Source organism: Pseudomonas sp. m6p (assembly GCF_055760375.1).
Genome location: NZ_CM147084.1, coordinates 2,868,007 through 2,886,422, shown reverse-complemented (window position 1 = coordinate 2,886,422; position 18,416 = coordinate 2,868,007). Strand labels below are relative to the sequence as shown.

Sequence of the window (18,416 nt, the reverse complement as noted above, 5' to 3'; positions counted from 1 at the left end):
TTTTGGTGGCATGGGTTCTTTCCGTCAGATACAAGAAGACACGAAATAATTCACTGCTCGTGGCATTTTTGTCGTCCGCAGCCGCACAGGCGCCGCACAGGCGCCGCACAGCCCACTCGGCGATGATTACGCAAAAGCACAAGACGTCAGGCTGAAAACCCGGATAATGGCCGCCAATTCGTTTTTGCTCTCTGGTAAACCCGCATGGAAATCAAGGTCAACTTTCTCGACAACCTTCGACTTGAAGCCAAGTTCGACGACTTCACGGTGATCGCCGATCAGCCCATCCGCTACAAAGGCGATGGCTCGGCACCGGGGCCGTTCGACTACTTCCTGGCGTCGTCGGCCTTGTGCGCGGCTTACTTTGTGAAGCTGTATTGCGAGACGCGTAACATCCCGACCGACAATATTCGCCTGTCGCAGAACAACATCGTCGACCCGGAAAACCGCTACAACCAGATCTTCAAGATTCAGGTCGAATTGCCGGCGGACATCTCTGAAAAAGATCGCCTGGGCATTCTGCGTTCGATTGATCGCTGCACGGTGAAGAAGGTCGTGCAGACCGGTCCCGAGTTTGTGATCGAGGAAGTCGAAAACCTCGACGCCGATGCGCAGGCGCTGCTGATGCCGCATTCGACGTCGGCGGCGGGCACTTACATCGTTGGTAAGGACCTGCCGCTTGAGCAGACCATCGCCAATATGTCGGGGATTCTCGCGGATCTGGGGATGAAGATCGAGATCGCCTCGTGGCGCAATATCGTGCCTAACGTCTGGTCGCTGCACATCCGTGACGCGCACTCGCCGATGTGCTTCACCAACGGCAAGGGCGCGACCAAAGAGGGCGCACTGGCCTCGGCGCTGGGCGAGTTCATCGAGCGCCTGAACTGCAACTTCTTCTACAACGATCAATTCTGGGGCGAAGACATCGCCACCGCCGAGTTCGTGCATTACCCGAACGAGCGCTGGTTCAAGCCCGGCCCGAAAGACGAGTTGCCGCCAGAGATTCTCGACGACTACTGCCTGGACATTTACAACCGCGACGGCGAACTCAAAGGCTCGCACCTGTACGACACCAACTCCGGCAACACCCAGCGTGGCATCTGCTCGCTGCCGTTCGTGCGCCAGTCGGATGGTGAGGTGGTGTACTTCCCGTCGAATCTGATCGAAAACCTGTTCCTGAGTAATGGCATGAGCGCCGGCAACACGTTGGCTGAAGCCCAGGTGCAATGCCTGTCGGAGATCTTCGAGCGCGCGGTCAAACGCGAAATCCTCGAAGGCGAAATGGCCCTGCCGGACGTGCCGCAGGAAGTACTGGAAAAGTACCCGAGCATTCTCGCCGGGATCAAAGGCCTGGAAGAGCAGGGCTTCCCGGTGCTGGTGAAGGATGCGTCGCTGGGCGGTGAATTCCCGGTGATGTGCGTGACCCTGATGAACCCGCGCACCGGTGGTGTGTTCGCCTCGTTCGGCGCACACCCGAGCCTGGAAGTGGCGTTGGAGCGTAGCCTGACCGAGCTGCTGCAAGGCCGCAGCTTCGAAGGCTTGAACGATTTGCCGCAGCCGACGTTCTCCGGCCAGGCCGTGACCGAACCGAACAACTTCGTCGAGCACTTCATCGACTCCAGCGGTGTGGTGTCGTGGCGCTTCTTCAGTGCCAAGTCTGACTTCGAATTCGTCGAGTGGGACTTCTCCGGGCAGGGCGAAAACTCCAACGCCGAAGAAGCCGCAACGCTGTTCGGCATTCTCGAAAACCTGGGCAAAGAAGCCTACATGGCGGTCTACGACGATCTCGGCGCCAACGCTTGCCGGATCCTGGTGCCGGATTACTCGGAAATCTACCCGGTCGACGATCTGATCTGGGACAACACCAATAAGGCCCTGCAATTCCGCGCCGACATCCTCAACCTGCACAGCTTGAGCAAAGTCGGTCTGCGCAACCTGGCCCAAGGCCTGGAAAACAGCGAGCTGGATGATTACACCGATATCACCACGCTGATCGGTATCGAGTTCGACGACAACACGCCGTGGGGCAAGCTGACTATTCTGGAACTGCGCCTGCTGATCTACCTCGCCCTGCAGAAATTCGAGCAGGCCAAGGACCTGGTCGAAGCCTTCCTGCAATACAACGACAACACTGTCGAACGCGGCTTGTTCTATCAGGCGGTGAATGTGTGTCTGGAAATGGAACTCGATGAAGACCTGGAACTGGCCGATTACGAAGCCAACTTCCGTCGCATGTTCGGCGACGAGCGCATGGACGCGGCGATTGGTTCGGTCAACGGCAGTGTGCGTTTCTACGGTCTGACACCGACCAGCATGAAGCTCGAAGGGCTGGATCGGCATTTGCGTCTGATCGACAGTTACAAAAAGCTGCACACCGCGCGGGCGAATGCGGCGGTGTTGAAGCGCTGATAGCAGACGGTCACTTCGTAGTGAGGAGCCTGTGGCGAGGGGCTGAATCCCCTCTCCACGGTTGCGTAAACCTGTGCGGGCGGGCTTGCCAAAGAACAGGTCGTCTCAGTGAATGATTACTGCGGCGCCAGATCGCCGTACAAGTACGCCGCCGTCACACCCCCATCCATCAAGAAATCGCTACCCGTAATAAACGTGCCTTCCGGCCCCATCAGCAACGCACCGACCGCGCCGACTTCATCTGGTGTGCCACCGCGTCCGGCGGCGCTCAAGTCGATCATGCGCTGATAGCCGGGTCCACGCGGGCCGCTCAGTTCGTCTCGTGCCAGCGGGGTGAAAATGATCCCCGGGCTGATGGTATTGACCCGCGCCCCACGCTTGCCCCAACGCACCGCCTCGGCCATGACCCGCAATGAGTTACCGCGTTTGGAAATCTGGTAAGCGTGCAAGGGATCGCTGATCTGATCAGCTTGTAGCATCGGTAACGCCAACAGTTCTTCCACCGGCGTGGTGGCCAGTGCCTTGTTCTGCTCGACACTCAGAGCCGGCAGGCGATGGCCAGACTGCGAGGCGATCACCACCGCCGAGCCTCCCTTGGCGATGACATTACCGAATTCCTCCAGCACCAGCGCCGTGCCATACAGATCCACTCGAAGAATGGTCGCGACTGGCGCCTGCGAAGGGGAAACGCCAGCGGCAAGGATCACGCCACTGATCTCGCCGATGGCGGTGGCGGTCTGCACCAGGGCCTGCACCGATTCACGAGAGGCGATGTCGACGACCGTCGCGGTGACCTCAAACCCTGCATCGAAAAGGACTCTGGCTGCTGCGTCGGCGTTCTCCTGTTTCAGGTCCGCCAGTATCACATGCTTGCCGGCACTGACCCGGCGGGCGATGGCCTGGCCAATAGAACCGGGACCGATGACGACGATCACTTGTGCAGGATTTTTCATGGTGGGCAACTCTTTCCAGGTGTTCCTTCACCTTATAGGGCTGTTCATTGCTCAACAATACGGTTTTGATTGCTAGGGTTCATGAGCAGAACTCATCAATTGTCTTCAGCGTTTGCACTGCGCCTGCACCACCTGGCAAGTGTTCGGCGTCCCTCCAGAGCGGCTCGCATAGCGCATGCAGTTATTCATCGACTTCTTGCGCGCCATGCTCAAGGTGTCGCCCCAGGCCAGACCACCTTCGCCGGAAGTGGGCACGGCTTTGGCGTAGCAGTTCGAGCCGTTGGTGGCGTAGCGTTTGCTCGAACAGCCGGGCGTCAGCGCCATGCCGGTGGCGAGCAGGGTCAGTAGCACCCAGGACGAGCATTGGCGTGCGGTGATTGTGGTCATCTGGGTTCCTCGTTGAGTCATGCGCCTCAATGGCCTCGCTGACAGGCGTTGGGCATTATCCAGCAATCGACATAAGGAAGCGTCCCCAATGCGTGCACCCACACTACACCTGATGTGCGGCAAGATCGCCTCGGGTAAAAAGTGGATGACGCCATCTGCCGTGCTCGGTTGCATGCACGCAACACACTGGCCGAGCATGAGTTGGCGGCGTCGGAGCGGAGTTTGATTTGATCACTCGATACTTTAAGGCGCCAGACATGGGCGGCAAGCTCCCACTTTGGATCTCTGGCAGCTGCCAGTCCTGAGCTCACCGCAAAAAAACTGTGGGAGCTGGCTTGCCAGCGATGGGGCCGTGTCAGTCACCATTATTCATGGCTGACCCACCGCCATCGCTGGCAAGCCAGCTCCCACAGGGTTTTCCGTTGCTCCCGAAATTCATGCAAAAAACCGAACCCTACGGACAAAAAACGCAGCCCACGGCCCGATCGCGCAACCATTTTCTTGCGCAGTCGTTCTGTCATATTCGGTATCAGTTGATTGCAGATAGTAGCCAGCCCAACGCTAATTCCAATGAGGCTGCACTGTGTTTCAACGTCTTGTGTGTTCGCTGTCTGTTCTGAGCCTGTCCATCGCTGCTGCCCAGGCTGCCGAGCCGGTCGTGCTCGACACGCCCCGCCTGCAAAGCATCGACAACTTCCGTGATGTCGCCGGGCTGACCACCGCGTATTCCACGGCCCACGATGGCACGATGCGCGGTGGCGTGTTCTACCGCTCCAACGCGATCACGCCGTCGGCAGCGGATCTGGCGACCCTCAACAGCCTCGGCATCAAAGCCGTCTACGACCTGCGCACGCCGAGCGAAATCGCTGGTACGCCGGACACAATGCTGAGCGGCGCGAGCTACCAGAACATCGACATCATCGGCAGCACCACCTCGGGCGCGAACATCACCACCGTGTCGTTCAAAAGTGCCGCCGATGCCATCGCCATGATGGAACAGACCAACCGCGCTTTCGTCAGCGACGCGGGGATGCGCGGGCAGTTCGGCAAGTTGTTCAACGAACTGGCCAGCACCGACGGCGCGCAACTGTTCCATTGCACCGCCGGCAAGGACCGTACCGGCTGGACGGCCGCCGTGTTGCAGAGCATCGCCGGCGTCGACAACGCGACCATCATGGCCAACTACCTGGCAACCAACGATTACACCGCCGCGCGCGTCGCCGCGACCCTCAAGGCGCTGCCGCCGAGCATGGCCTCGATCTATGCGCCGCTGCTTGGCGTGCAGGCCAGCTACCTGCAGGCCGGTCTTGATGAAGTCACCGCCGAATACGGCAGCATGGACAACTACCTCAAACAAGGTCTTGGCCTGTCGCAGGAAACCATCTACGTGCTGCGCGGCAAACTGGTCGAATACAACAGCCTGCCGGGGCAGGCCGGATTGATCGGCAACGCCGCTGCCGGTGCCGAATTACTGCGTCAATTGCAGAACGCCTACCTGTCTGGCACCTACAGCGCCTACAACTATTATCTGCAATCGGCGATCGACGCCGGCACCCTCGGCGGTGTCGAAGCTCAGGTCGGCGGCCAGGTTCATGCCGACGCCGCCAGCTACCTGCTGCGGCAGAACGCGCTGATCGAACAAGCCGCCGCCCCCTACGCCAGCGGCTCCGATCTGAACGTCGGGCAATACCGGTTGTGGACCACCACGCTCGCCGGTTACCTCGGCACCGACGGCTCGTCCCGCGCCGAGAGCAGCAACGAACACAGCCAAGGCCTGATGGTCGGCATCACCCAGCGCTTCTCCGAACAACTCAGTGCTCGGGGCGGTTTCGGTTACAGCAAAGGCACCGTCGGCGGTGCGGGCGGCGAGGCCGATACCGACTTCACCTTCTTCGACCTCGGTGCGCGCTACGGCTTCACCAGCCTGGAACGTGGGCTGTTCGTCGACGCCAATGCCAGCGCCGGCTACGTCGATTACGCCAGCAAACGCGAACTCGGCGGCGGCCTCGGCACGGCCAAGGGCGACACCCAGGGCAACCTCACCGGCGCGACCTTGGCGCTGGGTTACCGCGCTCCGGTCAACGGCATGATTCTCGAACCCAGCCTCGGTGTGCGCATCAGCCACCTCGACCTCAAAGGCTTCCAAGAGAAGGGCAGCGAACTGGCACTCGACGTCGACGACAACACCGCCACCCGCCGCAGCGCCGTCGCCAACCTCAACGTGGCGTTCGCCCCGGTGGCGATGGGCGCGTGGCAACTGGTGCCAGGCGTGCAAGTCGGCTACGAGCGCACGCTGGGCAACAACGACGTCAACAGCCAGGGTCACCTGCTGGGCCTCGACATCGAACAACGCGCCGCCTTCGACAACCGCGACCAGTTCAGCGGCGGCGTCAACCTGATGGCCAGCCTTGGCGCTGTCAGCGTCGGCGCAGAAGTCGGTGCCAGTGGCGGTGGTGACAGCCACGGTTTCAGCGGCAGCCTCAAGGCCAGTTACGCGTACTAAGTGATGGGATGACAATCAGGTCAAGGATGACCGCTATTCACAAAACACCAGAAAAAACGGGTGAAGGCAGGGGACTGGCAACCCTGATTTACCGCCTAACCCTGTGGGAGCGAGCCTGCTCGCGAAGGCGTCATGTCAGCCAACATCACCGTCAACTGACCCACAAGCTTCCTTGCCTATAAACCAATCAAACCCGCCCCCCTCAGTTGCGCCGGACTCACCCCATACGCCTGCTGAAAATACTGACAAAACCGCCCGACATTGCTGAAGCCAAAGCGCAACGCCACCTCCGTCACCGACGCCGAATACCGCAGCGCTTCGAAAGCCCGCTCCAATCGCACCTGCCGCTGATACGCCACAATCGACATCCCGACAAACCGTCGAAACCCTTCCTGCAAAGCGCGCTGACTGACATTGCTCAACCGCGCCAGCTCTACGCCACTGACCAATTGCTCCGGATGCGCCTGAATAAACGCCATCGCCAACTTCACATGCCGCGGCGCCACCCTCGGCGCAGGCTGGCGCAACGCCTCGGTAAAATTGTGCGGCCACGCCTCCAGCACCGCATCAATCAACATCTCACGCAACCGCGACGGCATCAGCGTGCCGCTGTTGAGCAACAGATCAAACTCCGTGCCCGTCGCCAGATCAATCAACGCCTTGATCCCGCCATACGCCGCCGTGTGCAGATCCACCACCGGCTCAAACACAATCTTCTGCACAACCGGCCGCCCCAACAACGCCGACAACCGCTCCGTGAGCTGCGCCCGACTCACCGAAATCCCGTGCTGCGCATGATCGTCGAGAAACCGCATCGAACGGATGTCCGCCTTATCAATCGCCAACCCCACCTGGGCCACACCGACGGACTCGGTGCGGTGGTTGAACACAATCTTGCCCGCCGTGGGAATCACGAAAGTGATCTCGTCCTGCGGGTCGGGAAAGGTCACGGTGAAATCGCCGTGGTAATGCATACGCCGGAAACTCACGCCGTCGTGTCTGCCGTAGACACCGCCGATGATGATGCTGGAAGGGATTGGCGGGGAGTCGGCGTAGCGATTGCCGAAGAACCGGGAGAAGAGGGCGCCGAAGTCTTCGGCGTGGAGGTTTTCGGAGCGGAGGATGATTGTTTGGCGGGGTGGGGCAACGGAGTACACCTTGGGGCACCTTTTTTTGGGGCTCTTGGGTAAGTGGCGCAGGGGAGGTTAGCAGGTTGGGGGTGACAGGTTTGTGACGACGGTTTCGTCGGTGGAGACAGGTCTGCTTTCGGCCAATAGCTGTCTCTCGTAACGGGCTGAAGTTGACCCAATGCGATTGTTGAAATACGTTCTGAGCGTAAGTAAAGAGAGGGCTTATTTATTTCTCCTTCCCTTTATTCTGTGGAGCGAGAGCGTTTGCAGGCGCGGATTGGGGAGTTGGAGACTGTGTTGGGGCAGAGGGCTTGGTGCTTGCGTGATATAAACAGCATCAAATCGCCGTTACCATTGTGGGCGATTTCCCTGATACTGCGCGCAGTCACTCCGCCTTAATCAGGATCCCTCTCTCATGGATGATTTTCTGCAAACCGTGGCGCTTCTGCGAGCGAGATATCAGCGCCCGCCAGCTTTCAATCTCTTCTCCGTATTACGTAGCTCAAGTGACGAGGTTCGGCTTCACTCGCGCTTCCTTGCGTTCCTGCTTGATCCCAAGGCTACCCACCATCAGGGAACAACCCTGCTTAATCTCCTGTTGAAGCGACTGGGCATCGAGAACTTCGACTCAGAGAGTGTGACTGTCGAGGTCGAGTACCAGAACATCGACATCCTAGTCCGCAACCTATCCGGGCAAGCACTGATCATCGAAAACAAGATCTACGCCGGCGATCAGGATGAGCAGCTCTGGCGCTATCACCAGCGAATGCAAGCAGAAGGTTACGCCGACATCTGGACCACCTATCTAACCTTGGAGGGTTCCGAGCCCACTGAAAGGAGTCGCAAGTCCCTGCCCGTCATCCTGCTCAGCTATGAAGCTGAGATTGTGTCTTGGCTCAAGGACTGTGTCCCGCTGGTTGCCCGCGAGCCCGGCGTGCGAGAAAGCGTTTTCCAGTACATCGAACTACTCCAGAAGCTGACATCCAGTGACCAGAGCGAGATCTACATGAACAAGCTGAAAGAACAGATCCTGCTTGGCGAGAACCTTTTCGTGATCGCCGATATCAACCATGCATTCAACGCCGTATTGGCCGATCTACAGATCGACATCTGGGAGCGCATGACAGCGTATCAAGCTCGCCAATATCCTCAACTCGGCAAACCTGAAATTTCGGCCACGAAAGAGGCGGTTTACGCTTATTACAAAAAGGCCAAAAACAGCAAGTACATCGGCCTCACTTTCCCTTTTACCTTTATGAAGGGGGGCGTGTACATCGAACTCAATCATCGTCTCTACAGCGGCTACTACTGCGACGGTGAGCAGTTCCCGGAAGATCGGGAGCGCCTCATGGCGCTGGGTCGATTGATCGCGCCCAATACTCGCAGTTCAGGCACCCTGTTCTGGAAATTCCCCAAGATCAATGTGAACTTGCATACGCCCACCAATGAAGATTTGGTTCTCCTCCGGGATCCGCAGACGAGGGAGTTAATTGCTGTCAGCCTGATCGATGACATGCACGAACTGTGGAAACGCGCTCATCAGCAATTCGCTTAAGGACAGGCATAGCATTCAAGGGGAAATGACGTTTGGCCAAATTTAAAGACCTTCGCACTTGGGAAAAAGCCCTAGGGGCTGTCGTTGAGCTTGGGGGAGAAGCCAGTCGGAAAGATGTTGAAGACTGGATCCTCACCAGGGATCCGGGGTACAACACCAACAACCTGGCAGACCTCTACATGTTGTCCGTCAACTCACCTGCCCGGACTGGCTACACACAAAATGAAAAGCCGCGTAGGACTGATCAGGGCAATCGTTACGACAGGCTGTTCAAGGTTGGCAAGGGTGCCTTTGAGGTTTACGACCCGTTCCAGCACGGCATTTGGGAAATCTACCCCGATGCAGCTTCGGGTAGCCGATTTGGTGTTTCTGTTCGGCGAGTTTCGAATCCGGTCGAGCAAGCACTGGCAGACGCTGAGGAGGCTGCTGAGCAAGGAGTTACTTTTAATCCTAAGGACATAGCCGATGCCAGAAAGCGCGTAACCGCCGACATTATCCGTCGCCGCGGGCAACCCGCATTCCGCAAAGCGTTGATGGGAGCTTATGACAGCGCCTGTGCCATCACAGGATGCAACCTGCCTGCCGTGCTCGAGGCTGCGCACATTTACCCCTATAAGGGGGTTCATACCAACGTTTTATCGAATGGAATTCTGTTAAGGGCGGACATTCATACGCTGTTCGATTTGCGGCTGATCGCCATCGAGTCGCAGAAGATGGTGATACGGATTTCACCAGAGTTGATCGGTACAGATTATGCGACGCTGGACGGCTCCTCGGTTCGTCTACCAAAACAGGATTCTGATCGAGTGAGTGCAGAGGCATTGGATTGGCACTGGAGTCAGTGTGGGTGGGGGGCTGAATCAGGAAGTCGTGAGTAGGGATAACGAAGAAAGTCACCATGAGATTATGCTTGCCCAGCCTGAGCCGAGAGTCTGGAGCAGAACGGAATAGCCGGCCGGTAGCGGTTGCTTCTGAACCTCTTCTTATGGCCGATCGGTGCCCTCCACGAATGGCACCGATCGGCCAGAAGCGGACGTTCACAAGCGACCGCAACCGGCCAAAAATGGTCATTCAGATACATTTACGAAAGCTAGAGAGCCATCCGAATTTCTGCGGCTGTTCGAGAAACGGATGCGTATATCCTTGATTAGCCTTTCGGCTGGCTCAGATAATAGCGCTGACTTGCAACCAGTTATGGCTTCTCAATAGTGTTCTCGGCGATGGTGACCACGGCTAATTGAGGGTGTATACAATACAAAATTTTCGTTAGTCACCTTGGAGCGATCGAGTGCCATGGGTAATAGTGATGGTTTTTTGATATGCTTCCTGAGCGCACGTAGTTCCAAAAGGAATTTAAATGCTAATCCCCGCCTCTGAAATAAGCAATGATGATCATTATATGTTTAAAGCGAGCTGTGAAAGTTCGCTGGAATATCAATTAAGAAAAGTTGTGCATCTCACCAAGGAAGTCGAGAGAGGTCTCGATGACCAAGCGAGCGGCCGCTACTGGTACGTCACTGACGAGAAGTTATCTTACAGTTTAGACGCACTAATTCACAACCTCTCAATACTCACAGAGTACTACCACGCATGGGTGATTTTTTCTTTTATCGGAACAAATTCACACGGAAAAACCAAATACATACCACTAAAGAGGGACGAAAGGCTCAATGCTGAAATCGACAAAATATTTAAGTCGAATTCAATTGGAGTTTTGAGTTCACCTCAAAAATACCGTGGTGATTTTTATGAAGACTGCAAGAAAGCGTTCATGAAAGCTTATGACTTTCTGTTCATTGGGAAATTTTATGAAGTTTATGTATTAAATAACTATCTTAAGCACAACGCGGCGGCCATGTCATATGCCCCTAAGGCGATCGTGGACAATCGCGAGATATCTATTCCATACATATACATAGGAAAGCCTAATGATCGACTTTTGAATTCATCTGTTTTCAAAAGCTTAATCGATCACGAACTTGACGAGTTCGGAAAGGTGACTATTTCCAAAGATGATTATTTTTTAAACATCATTAAAGCTACAGCTCGCCCGGTGTGCAGCCTTGGCGGGTACAAAGTATACAATATCAATGGCCTAGATTATCTGAAAGGCGGCTCAAGCGTTGGGCTGACTGTGGAGTCCATCGTGGAGATGGCCCATGAACTGGTTTCAAATATAGTAAAAGTTTTTGTCGATGGTTCGAAGAGCGATTCAGATCGCGCGCCAAAGCTGAATCGATTGGTTGATGAGATTAATACCCGCCCACCCAAAACGCTTACCAAACTAATAAAGCCCTGAGGTTAAGGTCCCAAAAACGATATCTCAAATATCCTGGAGGTTTTCAAAGGTAGGCTGTGCCCCAGCTGACGCCCATCCTCTCCTTAGGCACCGCTGACCGCTTCTAAGTCGGAGTGGTCATTTGTCAGATGTCAGTGAGGATTGGCTGATTGAAGGTATTTCGCCAGCATAGATTGAATGTAAGATGCCGCGAAGTTTGTTGGCCAGTACATCGTTCTTTGCTATGGCTACCATGCCCACATACCCCATGTACGACAACATCGACGACCAGCCCAACATACCGACGACGTGTTCGGATTTATAATTCCTGCGAATCTCATTGGTGGTAATTCGCGCCCGAACTTGAAATGAGCCACCATGAGTGAAGTCATTGAGCAAACCCCAAATCGCCTGCTTGGTCTCGGTAAGGTCCTGACTGTCAAAGTCCGGCAGTTTTCCTATGTCAGTTAGCAGTTCGTGGATTTTTGGCGCTTCCGCACCTTTCACAAATGAGTCCAACTGGGCGTCTGTGGCACATTGGTGATACCAAACGCCGCGAATGTACGCCTCGAACTGCGGACGCATTAGAGTAAATGCAGATCCATGCAACCCTTGATCGGTTAGTACGTGTACTGCCTGCTGATGTTCAGTGCAAAGAAGAAAAAGTGATGCTGCCACGCGGTTCCGGACAGAAGGACCGATGTCGAGCCCATCGATAAGGGGTGATGACTGGAGCATCCATTGTTCAGACTTCTCGATTGCGCTCTGCAATTCCATGGAGTTCTAGCCCTAATGTTTAAATTCACCGGTAAAAGCCGAGGGTAGCGTGAGGCACGGTTGAGCCGCAATCGGGATTGTAGTCGCAGCCTCGCTTTTGAGTTGAAACCGAGCGACTGCTTCTGGCCGGAAGCAGACAAATCACGCAGTCAGTTTCTGACAGATCCCTCTCGGCACTCACCATTGAGCGCCAAGCGGGAATGTTCGCTAGGTCGTCGGCACAACATTATCCAGCGCCTGATTCACCGCCAATTCCCCCAGCATCACCACTTGCGCAATGCCCAGCAGCGTCTTGCGAATCGGCCCCTCCACCAGGGCGGCCACATCACCCAACATCACCGTTGCCGAACCCAGCGATTCACTGGCGTTCGCCAATAGTTCCTCGGTGGCGATTTTGGGGTTGGCGAGGAACATGGCGTTGGGTGTGTAAGGCGTCGCCATGATTGGGCTGGCGGGGTTCAGGTAGTGGTCTAGGGCGCGTTCGGCGGCTTCGCTGAGTTTTCGGGAATCGGGGGATTCGTAGGGTGAGACCGTTTCGGTTTCGGGCGGGTTTGGTGTGACCTTGAACATAGTGAAGCTCCATATGTGGCTAAGGGAACCATCACATTCGCTACCAAACGAGGGTGGTGGCCATTACGAAGGTTGGTAGACCGGCACACATGGAAAAACCGGCGTGCTCGAAAGCACCCTGCGCATGGCCACCATAAAACGCAGGCGCCAGAAGGCATCTGTGTAAGGTGACGTTTTGCGCCATGTGTGAACCGGGCTACCAAACCCGATCGCTGCTTTTCAGCGACCGAACCACGATAGAACCCGCACCCTGGGCGCACAAGCCGGCGGATTCTGGCGTAGTCGTAGGCAATGGCGCAAGGCGTTGTAGCCTGGGATGACGTAACGGCGAGTGTTTTTAAACGTGTGCGGGGAGAGGGTTAAACGTGAGGGTTTTCGGGGCTGCGCTTTTCGTGAGCGGATGGTTTGGCAAAGAGGAGAGCGGGGCAGTGCGACGTTTCGCTAAATCCCCTCGCGACGGGGATAGTTGTTGTGTGGAAATCAGAGGCTTCGGAGGATAGAGCTGACTCAGGTTCATCGCTGACTGGACTGACGCCTTCGCGAGCAGGCTCGCTCCCACATGGGGTTGGCGGTGTACACCCTTGTTGTGGTCGATACGAAACCTGTGGGAGCGAGGCTTCTCGCGAATGGCCTGTCCAAGGTTCTCAGGTCTTATTCATCACCATTCTGGACACAGTGTTTGTCCAGCCGACCGATTTTTGTCGTGCGCTTCAATCCCTAACATCGTCTGCAACCCGTGACACAACACGGTTCTCCACGAGACGGTGAACATCATGAAACTTGCAAAAATCGCTCTTCTTCTGGCCTTTGGCGGTATCGGCGCGCAGGCGTTTGCGACGGATGAAACCGCGCCAGTCGAGGCGTACAACGCCGCCGCTCACCTAGACATCGCCCACGTGGTGTCGATCTCCGAGGCGGCCAATCAGTGCGGCGCGGTGCCGGTGCAGATGACTTATGAAGACTCGAACGGCGCGCAACATGTCGTGCAATACCAAGTGATGGGCAACGGTTGTTCCAACGGTTGATGTCGGTGCAGGCGCTGGAGGGTCGACACTCCAGGTCTGCGGCATTAAGCCTTGGCGAGTTCTTTGGCTCCGGCGATGTGTTCATCGGACGCCAGCAGTTGCGGAATGGCGGTTTTCAGGAACTCCACCCAGGTCTTGATTTTGGCGTCGACGAATTTGCGCGACGGGTAAATCGCAAACAGGTTGTATTCCTCCAGGCGATACTGCGGCAGGACGCGCACCAGCGTGCCTCCAACCAGTCCTTCGACGGCTGATGCCAGCGGCTGAATGCCGATGCCCATGCCATTTCTGATCGCCGTGGCCATGCCGTCGGCGGTGTTGATGTGGAAGGGCGAGTCGGGGATATTCTGGGTTTCCATGCCCTGTGGCCCTTCGAACACCCAGTTTTCTGCGGGCATCACCGTGTTGACGATGCGCAGGCAATCGTGCGCGGCGAGGTCGGCAGGTGTAGCGGGGTGGCCGCGTTTGGCCAGGTATGACGGCGATGCACAGAGAATGCTGTAAGTGGTGCCCAGGCGTTGCGCGACGAAACCGGAATCCGGCAGGTCGCGGGCGAGGACGATCGACATGTCGTAGCTTTCTTCGAGCAGGTCGGGCAGGCGGTTGCTCAGGGTCAGGTCGAACATCACCGTGGGGTGAATCTCGCGGTAGCGGGCAATGGCATTGATCACGTAGTGATTGCCGATGGCGGCCATGGCGTGGATCTTCAGACGCCCGACCGGCAAGGTCTGGGCGGTGCCGGCTTCTTCATCGGCGTCGCGCAAGTCATCAAGAATTTTTTCGGCGCGCTGCAAATAACGTACGCCGGCTTCGGTCAACGCGAGGCGGCGGGTGGTGCGGTTGATCAGACGCGTGTGCAGCCGGGTTTCGAGGCTGGAGACGGCTTTCGATACGTTGGTCGTGGTGGTGTCGAGCACGTCGGCCGCGGCGGTGAAACTGCCGCTTTGGGCCACGGCGACGAAGCAGCGCAGGGTTTGAATAACGTCCATCGTTGTTGTTGGCTCTGTGGATGGGATGGCCATTCTAGAGTTTGCCGTGGCTGGTGTTGCAATTGTTTGCGAGCGAGCGAGCGAGGGGCGGGCGCATGGCGGGTGAAAGGCTGGAAGACATTCTGGCGTCGGGGCTTTCGGTGGTGTTCTGCGGGATCAATCCGGGGTTACTCGCGGCGGCGCAGGGGCATCATTTTGCCGGGCGCGGGAATCGCTTCTGGCGCACCTTGCATCTGGCCGGGTTTACGCCGCATGAGGTGCAGGCGGAGGACGATCAAAGCATCCTGCAATTTGGCTGCGGCTTGACGGCGGTGGTCGAGCGGCCGACGGCGCGGGCAGATCAGTTGGCGGCGCAGGAATTCGTCGCGGCGGCTCTGGGCTTTGAACAGAAGATCAGCCGCTATGCGCCGCGTTATGTGGCGTTTCTCGGCAAGGCTGCGTATGCCGCGTTGTCGGGGCAGAAAGTGCTGGCGTGGGGAGCGCAGGCGAAGACTTTGGGTGGCGCGCACGTGTGGGTATTGCCTAATCCCAGTGGGCGCAATCGGGCGTTCTCCCTTGAGCAATTGGTCGCGGCCTATCAGGAATTGCATCAGGTATTGATCGCAGGCCGATCCAGCGGGGTTGTTCAACGCCAGCCTGGAGGGCAACACCCGCCGGGCGATTGATTTTCACGAGGGCGATCCGGTCGATGAGCAGGCCTTGAAAGCGCTGATTCGCAAGGCGATTGCGCTGGAGGTGTCGAAGTGAATCGTGGCGGTTGCCTTGATTCAGAAAATAACTGGCTGTTTTAAAACAAATTTTTTTGCACTCGGGGCTTCCCAGATCAAAAAAAGGTTGGTAAATTGCGGCCCATTCTCGCAGAGCTTGTTACAGAGCTTGAGACACAGGGGCGTCGCCAAGCGGTAAGGCAGCAGGTTTTGATCCTGCCATGCGTTGGTTCGAATCCAGCCGCCCCTGCCATATTCAGAAAAAACGCCAGTCCGAAAGGGCTGGCGTTTTTTTATGCGCGCGATTTCTGTCCGGCAGCGAGGGTTGCCTGAGTCGCACCGGAAGACTGTTGTAAACTGCCCCGCGAAAAGTCCCGGCGGGTTGTTGGCCGGCGACCCTCATTCTCGCCAGACAAGAGACTTACATGGCTAATCACGACCTCAGCTTCACCCCTGATCCGGATGCGGATTCGATTTCCTCGGATGTTGTCGGTTTCAACGGTACTCTGGTTTCGACCCAGATCCCGACCCGCGCCGATGGCAGCCTGGAACTGGGCGATATCACCCTGCAAAGCGAATGCACCCTGCAGGCGCTGAAAGTGGCGCTGGAGCGGGCGGGCAGTTCGATGGATCGGGTGATGCACCTGACCATTTACCTCACCGACATGGCCGACCGTGCTGCGTTCAATGAAGTCTACAAGCGCTTCTTCGCCAAGCCATGGCCGGTGCGCGCGGCGGTGGGCGTGGCGTCGCTGGCGGTGGAAGGCATGCGCGTGGAAGTCACCGCGATGGCCGCCAAGGCCTGATCAACCTGCAAAACCGTGCTGGTGGCCAGCGATGACGCCCGGCCATCCAGTACTCGTCTGCGTACTTACTTCAGCGCATCAGCCAGCGGCAACCGCGCCATGTGCCTGGCTTTCAGTGAACCCAGGTATAACCAGTCCCCATACTCGCGCGCCGTGGTGATCGGCGAGTAATTGCCGCTGCTGGCATCCTGCAGATTGGCGATCACCTTGCCCTGCAGATCCAGCCCCAGCACAAACCCGCGTTTCTCCACCGGTTTGGGCAGCACAGTCAGTGCCCGGACGATCATCGTGCGCACCCACGGATGCCCGGCGGTGCCGTCGAGCAAGGCACTGCGCGGTGCGTAGAGGGCGACCCAGAAGCGGTTGCTGCCATTGAACGCGAGGTTGTCCGGCAAACCGGGCAGGTTGTCGATGAACATGTCGTGGGTGCCGGCCTTGGGGCCCGTCAGCCAGTAACGACTGATGCGGTAGGCGCCGGTTTCGTTGACCAACACATAAGCGTCGTCCGGGCCGAGTGTTACGCCGTTGGCGAACTGCAATTTGTCCAGCAGCACGCTGGTCTTGCCGGTCTGAAAGTCGTAGCGCAGCAAACGCCCGTCACCGCCATGTTCGATGATCGCCTCACCGTCGTGCCCATAGCCCCAGCGGCTGCTGGCGTCGCTGAAATAGGCGTAGTGCCCGGACTGGTCGATCGCCACGTCGTCGGTAAAACCGAAGGGCAGGCCATTGGCCTCGGTCGTCAGAGGAATCAGTCGACCCTGAGCGTCAAGCGAGAGCAGGCCTTTGACCGCGTCGGCAATCACCAGCAGACCGTTGGGATGCCGCGCCAGCCCAAGAGGGCGGCCGCCCGTGTCGCTCAGGACTTGGCGTGTCTTGCCATCGAGGCTGGTGCGAATCAGCCGCCCGTCATGCAGGCCGGTGATCAGGAAGTCGCCTTCCAGCAGCAGTGCTTCCGGGCCATCGATGTCGCCCGGGCCAATCTGTTCGACGGCTTTGAGTCGCTGGTTTTCGGCATATATCCCTTCGCTCAGTGACGGTGCCGCTGGCGGTTTCCACGCCACCGGTTGAACCCTGGTTGGCATCAACAGCAAAAACGCGATGACGAGGACGACCAGCAGTAACAGCAGGCGCTTCATGAGTGTTGCCCCGTCAGCGTCAGGTGCTTGAGTGCCATGTCGCGCAGGGCGTGCATCGATGTGGCCGATTCACGTTCGATGCGGCGCTTCAACAGCAACAGGTTGGCAACGCGCATGCCCAAGCCGTCGAAGCGATAATCCAGGGTGCGCACGAACCGTGTGCCGTCGCCTTCGGCCGTGCATTCGTAGGTCAGCCGCAACGACAGACCGTGGTCACCGCGCGCCCGCGCGCACCAGCGCCGGCCGGGCAGATACTCGGTGACCTCCCAGCGCAAATGACCGGCGCGCCCGCCGGCATGAATGTCTTCTTCGAAACGTGCGCCGGCGTGCAGCGGGCCTTGCGGGCCGTCGATCTTCAGCGACGAGGGATGCCACTGCGGCCAGTGGTTGACGCTGGCAGCGTAGCGAAGGATGGCCATGGGTTCGCCGGCGATATCGATCTGGTGCTGCATGCGGGTCATGGCGGGTCTCGAATGGCGCAACGGGGCGGGTTGCGGCTCCCAGTACAGGGTGCCGAACAGGTAATCCATCAACGGCAGAACGATATTGAAATTGCGTTCCTGCATGCACTCGCGACGGTGATGCAGTTCATGCAGATGACGCATCTGGCGGATCCACGGCAGGCGCGTCAGCGGATTATTCGGCGGTAGATGCTCGCAGGCGTGAAACACCTCGTAGGCCAGATAACCCAGCACCATGCAGCCGCCAAACAGCCCGGCGACATTGGCGTTGAACTGTGCGAGCAGCCACCAGAGCGGCAGGGTGAAAACCAGCGTATGCACGACGATGAGCCAGGCCGGAAACAGAATCACCCGCCAGTCGCGAGCGCCGTCGTAGGTCATGTGGCCGGGAGTGAAAAAGCTGTGGTGGTCGCCGGCATGCCGCGCATAGAACAGCTTGGCGAACGTCCTTTTGTGGTGGCCGAGATGGCGATGGACCATGTACACGCCAACGTTGAACAACAGCAGCGTCAGCGGCACGCTCAGCCATTCCAGTGGCTGTACCTGGCGTGCGCTGCTCCAGAAGGCGCCGATCGCCAGCACGCCGAACAGCAGCACGAAAGCGCCGTGCAGCCACGGGTTGTACAATGGATGAATGGCCGCACGGTAGCGGCTGCGGAATGCCTCGGTGGTCTGCCTCAATGCGTTCACCTGCGGGTATTGTTGTTATACCCGGCAGATTAGCCGATCG

General features: G+C 57.7%; 16 protein-coding genes, 1 tRNA gene and 1 pseudogene. 10 read left to right on the top strand and 8 right to left on the bottom strand.

Features of this window, described 5'->3' with window-relative positions:
• Nucleotides 1-204: 204 nt before the first annotated feature.
• Nucleotides 205-2,409: an OsmC domain/YcaO domain-containing protein gene (locus tag ACYZUM_RS13175; protein WP_108182883.1), complete on the top strand. Its 2,205-nt coding sequence runs from the start codon at nt 205-207 to the stop codon at nt 2,407-2,409.
• 116 nt (nt 2,410-2,525) lie between these two features.
• Here the strand turns inward: ACYZUM_RS13175 and ACYZUM_RS13170 are convergent, their stop codons facing one another.
• Complete coding sequence (locus ACYZUM_RS13170) at nt 2,526-3,362, bottom strand: SDR family oxidoreductase (RefSeq protein WP_108182882.1); 837 nt, start codon at nt 3,360-3,362, stop codon at nt 2,526-2,528.
• A 105-nt stretch (nt 3,363-3,467) separates the two neighbouring features.
• Entirely contained in the window at nt 3,468-3,749 is a 282-nt protein-coding gene (locus ACYZUM_RS13165) for a hypothetical protein (protein WP_108182881.1), read from the bottom strand.
• Nucleotides 3,750-4,332: 583 nt separating this feature from the next.
• On the opposite strand from ACYZUM_RS13165, the gene ACYZUM_RS13160 reads away from it, so the two are divergent.
• Nucleotides 4,333-6,252 (top strand): tyrosine-protein phosphatase, encoded by a 1,920-nt coding sequence (locus tag ACYZUM_RS13160; RefSeq protein WP_108182880.1) that lies wholly within the window; start codon nt 4,333-4,335, stop codon nt 6,250-6,252.
• A 176-nt stretch (nt 6,253-6,428) separates the two neighbouring features.
• On the opposite strand, the gene ACYZUM_RS13155 is transcribed toward ACYZUM_RS13160, so the two are convergent.
• Nucleotides 6,429-7,409 (bottom strand): helix-turn-helix transcriptional regulator, encoded by a 981-nt coding sequence (locus ACYZUM_RS13155; protein WP_108182879.1) that lies wholly within the window; start codon nt 7,407-7,409, stop codon nt 6,429-6,431.
• Nucleotides 7,410-7,797: 388 nt separating this feature from the next.
• Here ACYZUM_RS13155 and ACYZUM_RS13150 point away from each other — a divergent pair, with 388 nt between their 5' ends.
• The 3 genes from ACYZUM_RS13150 to ACYZUM_RS13140 all read left to right on the top strand — a co-directional run bounded on the left by ACYZUM_RS13150 (nt 7,798) and on the right by ACYZUM_RS13140 (nt 11,236).
• Entirely contained in the window at nt 7,798-8,937 is a 1,140-nt protein-coding gene (locus ACYZUM_RS13150) for a PDDEXK-like family protein (RefSeq protein WP_108182878.1), read from the top strand.
• A gap of 32 nt (nt 8,938-8,969) precedes the next feature.
• Nucleotides 8,970-9,815: an HNH endonuclease gene (locus ACYZUM_RS13145; protein WP_108182877.1), complete on the top strand. Its 846-nt coding sequence runs from the start codon at nt 8,970-8,972 to the stop codon at nt 9,813-9,815.
• 479 nt (nt 9,816-10,294) lie between these two features.
• On the top strand, nt 10,295-11,236 hold the full coding sequence (locus ACYZUM_RS13140; protein ID WP_108182876.1) for a hypothetical protein: 942 nt from the start codon (nt 10,295-10,297) through the stop codon (nt 11,234-11,236).
• A gap of 117 nt (nt 11,237-11,353) precedes the next feature.
• Here the strand turns inward: ACYZUM_RS13140 and ACYZUM_RS13135 are convergent, their stop codons facing one another.
• Both ACYZUM_RS13135 and ACYZUM_RS13130 read right to left on the bottom strand, forming a co-directional pair.
• Nucleotides 11,354-11,992 carry a DUF6988 family protein gene (locus ACYZUM_RS13135; protein ID WP_108182875.1) on the bottom strand — a complete coding sequence of 213 codons (639 nt, stop codon included), beginning with the start codon at nt 11,990-11,992 and terminating at the stop codon, nt 11,354-11,356.
• Between the two features lie 207 nt (nt 11,993-12,199).
• Complete coding sequence (locus tag ACYZUM_RS13130; protein WP_108182874.1) at nt 12,200-12,562, bottom strand: DUF6124 family protein; 363 nt, start codon at nt 12,560-12,562, stop codon at nt 12,200-12,202.
• Between the two features lie 773 nt (nt 12,563-13,335).
• Here ACYZUM_RS13130 and ACYZUM_RS13125 point away from each other — a divergent pair.
• On the top strand, nt 13,336-13,587 hold the full coding sequence (locus ACYZUM_RS13125) for a DUF2790 domain-containing protein (RefSeq protein ID WP_108182873.1): 252 nt from the start codon (nt 13,336-13,338) through the stop codon (nt 13,585-13,587).
• A gap of 44 nt (nt 13,588-13,631) precedes the next feature.
• Here ACYZUM_RS13125 and ACYZUM_RS13120 read toward each other — a convergent pair whose 3' ends face one another.
• On the bottom strand, nt 13,632-14,576 hold the full coding sequence (locus ACYZUM_RS13120) for a LysR family transcriptional regulator (protein WP_108182872.1): 945 nt from the start codon (nt 14,574-14,576) through the stop codon (nt 13,632-13,634).
• 95 nt (nt 14,577-14,671) lie between these two features.
• Here ACYZUM_RS13120 and mug point away from each other — a divergent pair, with 95 nt between their 5' ends.
• The 4 genes and pseudogenes from mug to ACYZUM_RS13100 all read left to right on the top strand — a co-directional run bounded on the left by mug (nt 14,672) and on the right by ACYZUM_RS13100 (nt 16,089).
• Nucleotides 14,672-15,241 (top strand): G/U mismatch-specific DNA glycosylase, encoded by a 570-nt coding sequence (gene mug / locus ACYZUM_RS13115; protein WP_108182871.1) that lies wholly within the window; start codon nt 14,672-14,674, stop codon nt 15,239-15,241.
• Nucleotides 15,183-15,323 (top strand): annotated as a pseudogene (locus ACYZUM_RS13110) (DUF1801 domain-containing protein); the annotation flags it as partial. The gene mug and the pseudogene ACYZUM_RS13110, both read left to right, overlap by 59 nt.
• A 138-nt stretch (nt 15,324-15,461) precedes the next feature.
• Nucleotides 15,462-15,536, top strand: a tRNA-Gln gene (locus ACYZUM_RS13105).
• A 172-nt stretch (nt 15,537-15,708) separates the two neighbouring features.
• Nucleotides 15,709-16,089, top strand: a complete 381-nt coding sequence (locus ACYZUM_RS13100) for a RidA family protein (RefSeq protein WP_108182870.1) — start codon at nt 15,709-15,711, stop codon at nt 16,087-16,089.
• A gap of 65 nt (nt 16,090-16,154) precedes the next feature.
• On the opposite strand, the gene ACYZUM_RS13095 is transcribed toward ACYZUM_RS13100, so the two are convergent.
• Nucleotides 16,155-17,225 (bottom strand): SMP-30/gluconolactonase/LRE family protein, encoded by a 1,071-nt coding sequence (locus tag ACYZUM_RS13095; RefSeq protein WP_108182869.1) that lies wholly within the window; start codon nt 17,223-17,225, stop codon nt 16,155-16,157.
• Nucleotides 17,222-18,367: a sterol desaturase/SRPBCC family protein gene (locus tag ACYZUM_RS13090; RefSeq protein ID WP_108182868.1), complete on the bottom strand. Its 1,146-nt coding sequence runs from the start codon at nt 18,365-18,367 to the stop codon at nt 17,222-17,224. The genes ACYZUM_RS13095 and ACYZUM_RS13090 overlap by 4 nt, the downstream gene beginning before the upstream one ends.
• Nucleotides 18,368-18,416: the final 49 nt, after the last annotated feature.

What these genes read in the sequence shown, in the direction of transcription:
- ACYZUM_RS13175 (WP_108182883.1), top strand. Translation starts at nt 205, where the DNA reads ATGGAAATCAAGGTCAACTTTCTCGACAACCTTCGACTTGAAGCCAAG.
- ACYZUM_RS13100 (WP_108182870.1), top strand. Translation starts at nt 15,709, where the DNA reads ATGGCTAATCACGACCTCAGCTTCACCCCTGATCCGGATGCGGATTCG.
- ACYZUM_RS13150 (WP_108182878.1), top strand. Translation starts at nt 7,798, where the DNA reads ATGGATGATTTTCTGCAAACCGTGGCGCTTCTGCGAGCGAGATATCAG.
- ACYZUM_RS13135 (WP_108182875.1), bottom strand. Translation starts at nt 11,992, where the DNA reads ATGGAATTGCAGAGCGCAATCGAGAAGTCTGAACAATGGATGCTCCAG.
- ACYZUM_RS13170 (WP_108182882.1), bottom strand. Translation starts at nt 3,362, where the DNA reads ATGAAAAATCCTGCACAAGTGATCGTCGTCATCGGTCCCGGTTCTATT.
- mug (WP_108182871.1), top strand. Translation starts at nt 14,672, where the DNA reads ATGGCGGGTGAAAGGCTGGAAGACATTCTGGCGTCGGGGCTTTCGGTG.
- ACYZUM_RS13095 (WP_108182869.1), bottom strand. Translation starts at nt 17,225, where the DNA reads ATGAAGCGCCTGCTGTTACTGCTGGTCGTCCTCGTCATCGCGTTTTTG.
- ACYZUM_RS13125 (WP_108182873.1), top strand. Translation starts at nt 13,336, where the DNA reads ATGAAACTTGCAAAAATCGCTCTTCTTCTGGCCTTTGGCGGTATCGGC.
- ACYZUM_RS13120 (WP_108182872.1), bottom strand. Translation starts at nt 14,576, where the DNA reads ATGGACGTTATTCAAACCCTGCGCTGCTTCGTCGCCGTGGCCCAAAGC.
- ACYZUM_RS13130 (WP_108182874.1), bottom strand. Translation starts at nt 12,562, where the DNA reads ATGTTCAAGGTCACACCAAACCCGCCCGAAACCGAAACGGTCTCACCC.
- ACYZUM_RS13140 (WP_108182876.1), top strand. Translation starts at nt 10,295, where the DNA reads ATGCTAATCCCCGCCTCTGAAATAAGCAATGATGATCATTATATGTTT.
- ACYZUM_RS13165 (WP_108182881.1), bottom strand. Translation starts at nt 3,749, where the DNA reads ATGACCACAATCACCGCACGCCAATGCTCGTCCTGGGTGCTACTGACC.